The organism is Streptomyces sp. NPDC029296 (genome assembly GCF_055569255.1).
Map to the genome: position 1 here is coordinate 169,469 of NZ_JBVHXT010000013.1, position 10,088 is coordinate 179,556.

Here is a 10,088-nt window from a genome sequence, read left to right on the forward strand (position 1 = left end):
CACTTGACCCGCCCCGGGTGACATGCCGAGGATCCTGAGGCATGACGCAGGGACAGGGCGGCACCGTGGACGGGATGCTGCGGCGCAGCGCCCGGCGCACCCCGGCACGGGTCGCCGTCGAGTACGGCGACCGGGCGTGGACGTACGGGGAACTGGACGACGCCGTCTCCCGCGCGGCCTCGCTGCTGCTCGCCGAGGGCACCACCCCCGGCGACCGGATCGCCGCCTACGGCCACAACTCCGACGCCTATCTGATCGCCTTCCTCGCCTGCGCCCGCGCCGGCCTGGTCCATGTGCCGGTCAACCACCACCTCACCGGCGACGACCTGGCCTACCTCCTCGGCCAGTCCGGCAGCGCCCTCGTCCTCGCCGACCCCGGCCTCGCCGGGCGGCTGCCGGCCGGGACGCGGACGCTGCCGCTGCGCGACACCGGCGACTCGCTGCTCGCCCGGCTGTCCGGGACCCCGCCGTACGACGGCCCCGAACCCGGCTCGGAGGACCTGGCGCAGCTGCTGTACACCTCCGGGACGACCGCCCTGCCCAAGGGCGCGATGATGACCCACCGGGCCCTGGTGCACGCCTACCTGAGCGCCGTCACCGCCCTCGACCTCCGTGCCGGCGACCGGCCGGCGCACGCGCTGCCGCTGTACCACTCGGCGCAGACGCACGTGTTCCTGCTGCCGTACCTGGCGGTCGGCGCGACGAACCTCATCCTCGACGCGCCCGCCGGGGACCTCCTGTTCGACCTGGTCGAGACCGGCCGCGTGGACAGTCTGTTCGCCCCGCCGACCGTCTGGATCGCCCTGGCGGGCCGCCCGGACTTCGCTACCCGTGACCTGTCCGGGCTGCGCAAGGCCTACTATGGCGCGTCGGTCATGCCGGTGCCGGTGCTGCGCCGCCTGCGCGAGCGCCTGCCCGGGCTCGCCTTCTACAACTGCTTCGGCCAGAGCGAGATCGGCCCGCTGGCCACGGTCCTCGGCCCGGACGAGCACGACGCGCGGCCGGACTCCTGCGGACGTCCCGTCCTGTTCGTCGAGGCCCGGGTGGTCGACGCCGACGGCGCCGACGTCCCCGCCGGGGTCCCCGGCGAGATCGTCTACCGCTCCCCGCAGTTGTGCGAGGGCTACTGGGAGCGGCCCGAGGAGACCGCCGAGGCGTTCCGCGGCGGCTGGTTCCACTCCGGCGACCTCGCGGTGCGGGACGCGGAGGGCTACCTGACCATCGTGGACCGGGTGAAGGACGTCATCAACTCCGGTGGCGTACTGGTGGCCTCGCGCCAGGTGGAGGACGCGCTCTACTCCCACGAGGCCGTCGCCGAGGCCGCCGTGATCGGCCTGCCCGACGACCGGTGGATCGAGGCCGTCACCGCGGTCGTCGTCCCGCGCGCCGAGGTGACGGAGGATCAGCTGATCGCCCATGTGAAGGACAGGATCGCCCCGTTCAAGGCCCCCAAGCGGGTGCTGTTCGTCCCGGAGCTGCCGCGCAACGCCAGCGGAAAGATCCTCAAGCGCGAACTCCGCTACCGCTTCGCGGACTGACCGCTCCGACGGCCGGTCCAAAGCCCTTACAGGCTCTGCCCCAGCTTCGCGACGAGGGCGGCGATGTGGTGCTCGTCGCGCTGGTAGTGGGTCCACTTGCCCACGCGGGTCGCCCGGACCAGGCCCGCGCGCTGGAGTTCGGCCATATAGGCGGACACGGTGGACTGGGCCAGGCCCGCCTTCGCCTGTATGTGACTCACGGACACACCGGCCCGGCCCGGGCCGGCGAGGGCCGCGTCCCTCGGGAAGTGCCGCTCGGGGTCGCGCAGCCAGCGCAGCATCTGCAGCCGCATCGGGTTGGACAGCGCCCGCAGCGCGGTGACCAGATCGGGGTCCGGGGTGGCGGCGGTGTCCGTCATGATGTCGGAGTATAGGGCGCGTCCGGCTGACCGGGGTGCGCCGCCGAGACCCTGGTCAGCCGCCGGACCGGCGGCGCAGCGCCGCCTTCTTCGCCCGGTTGCCGCAGGTGTCCATCGAGCACCAGCGCCGGGTGCCCGGCCGCGAGGTGTCGAGGAACAGCGCCCCGCAGGCGGCCCCCGCGCAGTCGCGCACCCGGTCCACGGCCGGGGAGGCGACCAGGTCCAGCGCGTCCCGGGCGACGAGGGCGAGCGTGGCGCGCACCGGGTCCCCGGCGTGCCAGGCCAGCCCGCCCGAGGCGGTGAGCGCGGGGACGGGCACGGGGTGGGCGGCGGCCTCGTTGACGAGGCCGCGCGTGTCCGCGTCCGGCATCCCGCCGGTACGGGCGGCACCGACCAGCCGGTGGACCGCCTCGCGCAGTTCCTGGGCCGTGCGCACCAGGGCGGGCGTCGCGTCGCCGGCCTCGGCGGGGCAGGGGCCGCACTGCCGCACCCAGGCCGCCAGCGCCCCGGCGTCGGGCAACTCCTCCACGGCCTCGGCCGTACCCCTGAAGCGCAGGGTCCGGGCGAAGTCCAGACACAGGCGTCCCGAACCCTGGCGGAAGCGGATGGTCGTCGGCACCCCTTCACCCTACACAGGTGAACCGGTTTGACTGGTACCGTGCGGGAACCGTTCAAACCGGTTCCTGGAGAGGTGTCCGCGTGTCCGCGTCCCCCGCACCGTCCGCCCCGCCCCGCCGGGTGATCCTCGCGCTGGCGCTCGCCTGCGGAGTGAGCGTCGCCACCATCTACTTCCCCCAGGCCATCAGCGCGCTGATCGCCGCCGACCTGCACGTCTCGGCGGGCGAGGCGGCCCTCGTCGTGACCGCGGCCCAGTTCGGCTACGCGGCCGGCATCTTCCTGCTGGTCCCGCTCGGCGACCGGCTGCCGCACCGCCGGCTGATCGTCACCCTGCTCGCGCTGACCGCGGCGGGGCTGCTCGCCGCCGCCGCCGCGCCGGCCCTGCCCGTCCTCGTCGTCGCGAGCGCCGCCACCGGCATCACCACGGTCGTCCCGCAGATCATCATCCCGATGACCGCCGGGCTCGTGCCCGCCGAACGGCGCGGTGCCGTCACCGGGACCCTGCTCAGCGGGCTCATCGGCGGCATACTGCTGGCCCGCACCTTCGGCGGCACCCTCGGCGAGTGGCTGGGCTGGCGCGCCCCCTACCTCGTCGCCGCCGCCCTCATCCTCACCCTCGCGCTGTTCCTCGCCCGGGTGGTACCGGACACCGCGCCCACGTCCCGGCAGCCGTATCCCGCGCTGATATCCGCCCCGCTGCGCCTGCTGCGCGAGGAAGGCGACCTGCGGCGCTCCTGCCTCTACCAGGCGACCGTCTTCGCCGGCTTCAGCGCCGCCTGGACCGCGCTCACCCTCCTGGTGACCGGACCGGCCTACGGCATGGGTGCCCAGACCGTGGGCGTGCTCGGACTCGTGGGTGCCGCGAGCATGTTCTGCACCCCCATCGCCGGGCGCGCGGCGGACCGCCGGGGACCGGACGCGGTGAGCCTGTGGTGTCTGCTCGGGGCGATCGGCTCGGCGGGGGTGCTGGTCCTCGGCGGCACGGGCGGCACCGCCGGGCTGGTGGCGCTGGCCGGCGGCATGCTGCTCCTCGACGTGGCCGTGCAGGGCGGCCAGGTCGCCAACCAGGCCCGCAACTTCGCCCTCCGCCCGGACGCCCGGGCCCGGATCAACACCGCCTACATGACGTGCGCCTTCCTCGGCGGCAGCGCCGGGTCCTGGCTCGGAGTGCGGGCGTACGACGGGCTGGGCTGGCCGGCGGTGACGGCACTGGTGGCCCTGCTGGCCGCGCTCGCGCTGACCCGGCACCTGACCAGGTCCCGAGTGGCGGCCGGGCAGGCCGAGGGCGCGGTGGTGCCGGGCGAGGTGCGGTGAGGCGGGGTCCGGGAGGACCGCCCCCGCCGTTCCCGCCCTACTCCTCGCCCCGCGGACGCAGGTCCACGATCCGGCGGATCTTGCCCACCGACCGCTCCAGCGACTCCGGCTCCACGATCTCCACGTCCACCGACACCCCGATGCCGTCCCTGACCGCCGCGACGATGGCCCGGGCCGCCGCCTCCCGCACCCGCGCCGACGCGTCCGGGCGGGCCTCGGCCCGGACCGTCAGGGCGTCGAGGCGGCCCCGACGGGTCAGGCGCAGCTGGAAGTGCGGCGCCACCCCGGGCGTACGCAGCACGATCTCCTCGATCTGGGTCGGGAAGAGGTTCACCCCGCGCAGGATCACCATGTCGTCGCTGCGCCCGGTGACCCGCTCCATCCGCCGGAACACCCGGGCCGTGCCCGGCAGCAGCCGGGTCAGGTCCCGCGTCCGGTACCGGACGACCGGCATGGCCTCCTTGGTCAGCGAGGTGAACACCAGCTCGCCCCGCTCGCCCTCCGGCAGCACCTCGCCCGTGACCGGGTCCACGATCTCCGGGTAGAAGTGGTCCTCCCACACGTGGAGGCCGTCCTTGGTCTCCGCGCACTCCTGCGCGACGCCCGGGCCGATCACCTCGGACAGCCCGTAGATGTCGACGGCGTCGATCGCGCACCGCTCCTCGATCTCCCGCCGCATCCGCTCGGTCCAGGGCTCGGCCCCGAAGACGCCCACCCGCAGCGACGTGCTCCGCGGGTCCACGCCCTGCCGTTCGAACTCGTCCAGCAGGGTGAGCATGTAGGACGGGGTCACCATGATGACGGACGGTTCCAGGTCCAGGATCAGCCGCACCTGCCGGGCCGTCATGCCGCCGGACGCGGGGACGACCGTACAGCCGAGGCGCTCGGCGCCGTAGTGGGCGCCCAGACCCCCGGTGAACAGTCCGTAGCCGTACGCCACGTGGACGACGTCGCCGGGCCGGCCGCCGGCCGCCCGGATCGAACGGGCCACCAGGTCGGCCCACAGGGAAAGGTCGCCGTCCGTGTAGCCGACCACCGTGGGCAGGCCCGTGGTGCCGCTGGAGGCGTGCAGGCGGCGGATCCTGTCCCGGGGGACGGCGAACATGCCGTACGGATGGTTCGCCCGCAGGTCGGCCTTGGTCGTGAAGGGGAAACGGGCCAGGTCGGCGAGCGTACGGCAGTCCTCCGGATGGACACCGGCCCGGTCGAAGGACTCGCGGTGGAACGGCACGTGCTCGTACGCGTGCCGCAGCGAGGCACGCAGCCGCTCCAACTGGAGGGCCCGCAGCTCCTCGGCCCCGAGCCGTTCGCCCGCGTCCAGCAGATCCGTCACATCCGTCATGGGGACGTCTCCCTAGCCAGCCACATATTCCGGACGACCGATCATTCGGTCGTTACTGCTGCGGCAAGTAATTCAGGCCACCTGGGCTCCGGGCAAGAGGCCCGCGGAATTTTCCCGGCCCCGAACGGACCACGGACACGGGGCGGCCCGCCCCGGGCGTGTTGCCGGTGCGCACCGCAGGCTCCGCCGCGGTCGTCTCCGCCCGTGTCCACCGCACGGTCCGCACCCTCGCCTTCGAAAACCAGACCGAGGCCGACGCGGTGTGGGGGGCCCGGCGAACCACATGTCCGGCCGCGTGCCCCGCGCCGGCCCCAGCGGCGCCTGCGGCACTCCGCTCCGCCGAGGCCGTTCTCCCGGCGCTCGGTCACCATGTGGCTCGCGGGCGCAGACCCCCCGCCTCCCGACGGCCCGGCCGGGTACGTCCCCGCCGGGCCGCCGCGAAGATCGCCCCCGTGTGCCCTGTCCGCCGTGGCGACCGGTCGCTAGGCTGACCCGCGGACGACGAACCGGGAGGAGCACGGACGTGGCCGAGAGCACCACCCAGCACAAGCCGCTCGCGGGCTGGGACAAGCCGGAGCTGGACCTCAGCAAGGCCGAGTGGCAGTCCAGCAGCCGAGGGCTGGGCGATGTCCAGATCGCCTTCGTCGAGGGCTTCATCGCGATGCGCAACAGCGACCGGCCGGAGAGCCCGTCCCTGATCTTCACCCCCGCCGAATGGGGCGCCTTCGTCTCCGGCGCGCGCGAAGGCGAGTTCGATCTCACCTGAACCGGGGGTGTTCCGCCCGGATTTCCGGACACGCGACCGGCAGCGCCCCACCGGGGGCCGGGCCTGAGCCAGGCTGGCCCCTGCACGGGGAAGATCGTGTTCCGGAGGTGAGAAGGATGAACGCTGCGCCGGTCATCGCCGCGGTCGACGGTTCCGAGGACAGCCTGCGTGCCCTGGACTGGGCCCTGGACGCGGCCCGCCGCCGCGCGGCACCGCTGCGCGTGGTGCACGTACGGCAGTACGCCGCCTGGGGCCAGGCCGGCGTCCTGGTCGCCGGGCCGCCCGACACCGAGGACGACGCGGTGCTCGACGAGGTGCGCACCCGCCTCGGGGACCACGCCGGGCAGCCGGCCGTGGAGTACGTCGCGCTGGAGGGCGTACCCGGCGCCGTCCTGCCCGAACTGGGCGACGACGCGCAGCTGTTGGTGCTCGGCTCCCGGGGGCGCGGCGGCTTCGCCAGCCTGCTGCTCGGCTCCAACGGGCTCGCCGCCGCCCGCGACGCCCGGTGCCCCGTGGTCGTCGTGCCCCCACCCGGCCGCGAGGTGCACGGCCAGGGACCCGCCGAACCCGGGCCCCGGGTGGTCGTCGGACTGCACGCCGACAGTCCCGACGACCGCATCCTCGCCTTCGCCTTCGCCGAGGCCGCCCTGCGCGGCGCCCGGCTCCAGGCGATCGCCGCCTACCCGTGGCCCGTGCAGACCTGGTCCGCGCCCGGCCAGCCGGTGCCGCCCCTGGTCGACGAGGCGGCCGTGGCGCACGAGACCCTCGCCCTCGCCGACGGCTTCCTCGCCCCGCACCGCGAACGGCACCCCGAAGTCCGCGCCGACGCCGAGGCGTTGCCCGGCGACGCGGCCGGCCACCTGGTCGCCGCCTCCAAGGACGCCGAACTGGTCGTCGTCGGCCGGCACCGCCGGCGGCTGCTCGCCCCGGCCCGCATGATGGGCTCGGTCACCCAGGCCGTGCTCCTGCACGCGGCCAGCCCCGTCGCGGTCGTCCCACCGGCCCCGCGCCCGGAGGAAGACCGGGAAACGGCGCCTTAGCAGAGCGCACCGCGCTCGGCAATCCCCCCGGTGCGGACTGCGGCCCCGCCGGCTGTGGGGCGCGACGCCATGGTGCCCGGACACACCCGCACCTAGGGTTCCGCCACCCCCGCCGCTCCCGGCGCGACCCGCGCCCGGGACCGGCCGGGGCGTGTGTCCACCGAAGGAGCCGCCATGCCCCTGCCCCCGCAGCCCGGGCCCCCCGCGGCGCGCCCCCGCGCCCGTCTGCTGCCCCGCTTCCTGCCCCGCCTGCTCGCCGTCCTCGCCGTCGTCCTCGGCACCGTGCTCGCCGCCCCCGCGCCCCGGGCCGGCGCCGCCGCCACGCTCACCAGGGTGGGCGACTTCGGCTCCAACCCCGGCGCCCTCACCATGTACGTGTACCGGCCCGCCACCCTGCCGGCCCACCCGCCCGTGGTGGTGGCCCTGCACGGCTGCACCCAGAACGCCCAGGTCTACGCCGACAACTCCGGACTGCCCCGCCTCGCCGACCAGGACGGCTTCCTGCTGGTGCTCGCCGAGACCGGCACCGCCAACAACGTGAACAAGTGCTTCAACTGGTTCCAGTCCGGCGACAACCGGCGCGGCCAGGGCGAGGCGCTGTCCGTCCGGCAGATGGTGAGCCACGCCGTCACCGCCTACGGCGCCGACCCGGGCCGCGTCCACGTCACCGGCCTGTCCGCCGGCGGCGCCATGACCGCCGTCATGCTCGCCGCCTACCCCGACGTCTTCGCCGCGGGCGCGATCGTCGCCGGCCTGCCCTACGACTGCGCCAAGGACAGCAGCCCCTACACCTGCATGAACCCCGGCGTCGACCGGAGCCCCGCCGACTGGGCCCAGCGGGTGCGCGACGCCCACCCCTCCCACACCGGGCCCTGGCCGCGCACGGCCATCTGGTACGGCGACCGGGACACCACCGTCGTACCGCGCAACGCCACCGAGCTGCGTGACCAGTGGACGGCCCTGCACGGACTGCCCCAGACGCCCACCCGGACCACGGCCATCGGACCGGACGCCACCCGGCAGGACCAGTACCTGGCCGCTGACGGCACCGTGGCCGTCGAGGTCGACCGGGTCCCCGGCATCGGCCACGGCACCCCGGTCGACCCCGGCACCGGCGGCGAGCAGTGCGGCGGCACCGGCGCCCCCTACTTCCTCGACTCCATCTGCTCCAGCCGCTGGATCGCCCGCTTCTTCGGTCTGGACACCACCGAACCGGGCGACCCCGATCCCGGCGACCCGGACCCGGGCGACCCCGGCACCGCCGCCTGCTGGACGGCGAGCAACTACGCCCACGTCCAGGCGGGACGGGCCACCACCTCCGGCGGCTACACCCACGCCGTCGGCTCCGGCCAGAACATGGGCCTGTACAACACGTTCGTCACCCACACCCTGAAGGAATCACCCGCGGGCTACTTCACCCTCGCCGACACCGGCTGCCCCTGACCACACGTCAGCGTCCGCCCCCCACCGCCATGGTGGCCGGCACCGGCGAACGGGCCGTCATCATGGCGGTCCCACACATGTCGCGGCGCCCACACCGCCCCTAGCCTCCAGCGCGTCCCCAACCCGCCGGAGGAGCCGTATGCTTCCGCACCGAACACCACACCGCGCCCGGCGCGTGCCGCTCGGCGCCCTGTCGCTCGCCGCCGTCTGCGCGCTCCTGGCCGGCCCGGTGACCCCGGCCGGCGCGGCGCCCGCCCGTCCCGGCAGCCCGAACGCCCACTGCGCCGGAGGCGCCCTGGTGCACGTCCCCGGCGCCGCCCGCCAGCGGACCGACTGCCTGGACGAGCTGACCACCGCCGGGACCGTCGCCTCCGGCCACACCGACCCCGCCGACTACGCCGGCCTCACCCCCAAGGACCTGCCCACGCCCACCGGCGTCCCCGGCCTCCAGACCGACGGCTACTTCCCGGACACCTCCACCACCAACACCAACCACGGCTGGCACCACGACTCCCAGTTCGTGATCCGGCTGCCCGACCACTGGAACGGCGGCCTGGTCGTCGCGGGCACCCCCGGCAACCGCGAGCAGTACGCGAACGACCGGGCCGTCGCCGACTGGGTCCTCGCCCGCGGCTACGCCTACGCCGCCACCGACAAGGGCAACACCGGCACGGCCTTCTTCCGCGACGGCCGCCGGCCCGGCGACGCCGTCGCCGAATGGAACACCCGCCTCACCCAGCTCACCCGCGCCGCCCGCGCCGTCGTCACCCAGCGCTACCACCGGTCCCCCGCCCGCACCCTCGCCACCGGCCTGTCCAACGGCGGCTACCTGGTGCGCTGGCAGCTGGAGAACCACCCGGAGCTGTACGACGGCGGCGTCGACTGGGAAGGCACCCTCTGGCGCGCCGACGGCCCCCATCCGCTCACCTTCCTGCCGGCCGCCCTGCGCCACTACCCCGACGTCGCCGCCGGCGGTCCCCGGGCCGCCGAGGCCACGGCCGCCCTGCACCGGGCCGGGTTCCCGGCCGGCTCCGAGTTCCTGTGGCCGTACCACCACCAGGTCTACTGGGACCTCACCCAGCGCCTCTACCGCGAGGAACTCGACCCCGGCTACGACGGCGCCACCGAGGCGGGCACCCCCTACTGCGCCTCCGGCGCCCCCGCCTGCGACGCCGACTACGACTACGCCGGCCGGCCCGCCGCCGTCCACCGCGCGGTCGGCCGCATCGCCCTCACCGGCCGCATCGGCAAGCCCCTGATCACCCTCCAGGGCACCCTCGACGTCCTGCTGCCGATCAGCCAGGACTCCGACGTCTACGCCCGCATGGTCCACGAGGCCGGCCGCGGCGCGCTGCTGCGCTACTACCGCATCGAGGGCGGCACCCACACCGACTCCCTCGTCGACGCCTTCCCCGGCCGGCTCCGCCCGATGGTGCCCTGCCACCGCGCCGCCTTCACCGCCCTGGAACGCTGGCTCGCCGGAACGGGCCGCCCGCCCGCCGGCCGCACGGTCGCCCGCCCGGCCGGAGCGGACCCCGCCACCCTGCTCGGCAACTGCCCCCTGCGCTAGCTGTTCTGTCCGGGGAGGTTGTGGACAGGTGAGCCAGGTCTCGGCTGAGAGGTCTTGAACGGGTGAGGGCCTTCCGGGTTCGGTGTGGATTGCGACGT

Annotated in this window: 9 protein-coding genes; 6 read left to right on the top strand and 3 right to left on the bottom strand. The window is 74.9% G+C overall.

Features of this window, described 5'->3' with window-relative positions:
* The first annotated feature begins 41 nt into the window (after positions 1-41).
* Positions 42-1,538, top strand: a complete 1,497-nt coding sequence (locus ACZ4W9_RS14305; RefSeq protein WP_467935533.1) for an acyl-CoA synthetase — start codon at positions 42-44, stop codon at positions 1,536-1,538.
* Between the two features lie 26 nt (positions 1,539-1,564).
* Here ACZ4W9_RS14305 and ACZ4W9_RS14310 read toward each other — a convergent pair whose 3' ends face one another.
* Positions 1,565-1,897 (bottom strand): ArsR/SmtB family transcription factor, encoded by a 333-nt coding sequence (locus ACZ4W9_RS14310; protein WP_467935534.1) that lies wholly within the window; start codon positions 1,895-1,897, stop codon positions 1,565-1,567.
* 55 nt (positions 1,898-1,952) lie between these two features.
* Positions 1,953-2,516 (bottom strand): CGNR zinc finger domain-containing protein, encoded by a 564-nt coding sequence (locus ACZ4W9_RS14315; RefSeq protein WP_467935536.1) that lies wholly within the window; start codon positions 2,514-2,516, stop codon positions 1,953-1,955.
* An 80-nt stretch (positions 2,517-2,596) separates the two neighbouring features.
* On the opposite strand from ACZ4W9_RS14315, the gene ACZ4W9_RS14320 reads away from it, so the two are divergent.
* Positions 2,597-3,829, top strand: coding sequence for an MFS transporter (locus tag ACZ4W9_RS14320; RefSeq protein ID WP_467935537.1), 1,233 nt, complete (start codon positions 2,597-2,599; stop codon positions 3,827-3,829).
* A gap of 37 nt (positions 3,830-3,866) precedes the next feature.
* Here ACZ4W9_RS14320 and paaK read toward each other — a convergent pair whose 3' ends face one another.
* On the bottom strand, positions 3,867-5,171 hold the full coding sequence (paaK, locus tag ACZ4W9_RS14325) for a phenylacetate--CoA ligase PaaK (protein WP_467935538.1): 1,305 nt from the start codon (positions 5,169-5,171) through the stop codon (positions 3,867-3,869).
* Positions 5,172-5,694: 523 nt separating this feature from the next.
* Here paaK and ACZ4W9_RS14330 point away from each other — a divergent pair.
* From ACZ4W9_RS14330 to ACZ4W9_RS14345, 4 genes are all read left to right on the top strand, one after another.
* Positions 5,695-5,937, top strand: a complete 243-nt coding sequence (locus ACZ4W9_RS14330; protein WP_030783943.1) for a DUF397 domain-containing protein — start codon at positions 5,695-5,697, stop codon at positions 5,935-5,937.
* A gap of 116 nt (positions 5,938-6,053) precedes the next feature.
* Positions 6,054-6,977, top strand: coding sequence for a universal stress protein (locus ACZ4W9_RS14335; protein ID WP_467935540.1), 924 nt, complete (start codon positions 6,054-6,056; stop codon positions 6,975-6,977).
* A 174-nt stretch (positions 6,978-7,151) separates the two neighbouring features.
* Positions 7,152-8,420 carry an extracellular catalytic domain type 1 short-chain-length polyhydroxyalkanoate depolymerase gene (locus ACZ4W9_RS14340; protein WP_467935541.1) on the top strand — a complete coding sequence of 423 codons (1,269 nt, stop codon included), beginning with the start codon at positions 7,152-7,154 and terminating at the stop codon, positions 8,418-8,420.
* A 139-nt stretch (positions 8,421-8,559) separates the two neighbouring features.
* On the top strand, positions 8,560-9,990 hold the full coding sequence (locus tag ACZ4W9_RS14345) for a 3-hydroxybutyrate oligomer hydrolase family protein (RefSeq protein WP_467935542.1): 1,431 nt from the start codon (positions 8,560-8,562) through the stop codon (positions 9,988-9,990).
* The last annotated feature ends 98 nt before the right edge of the window (positions 9,991-10,088 follow it).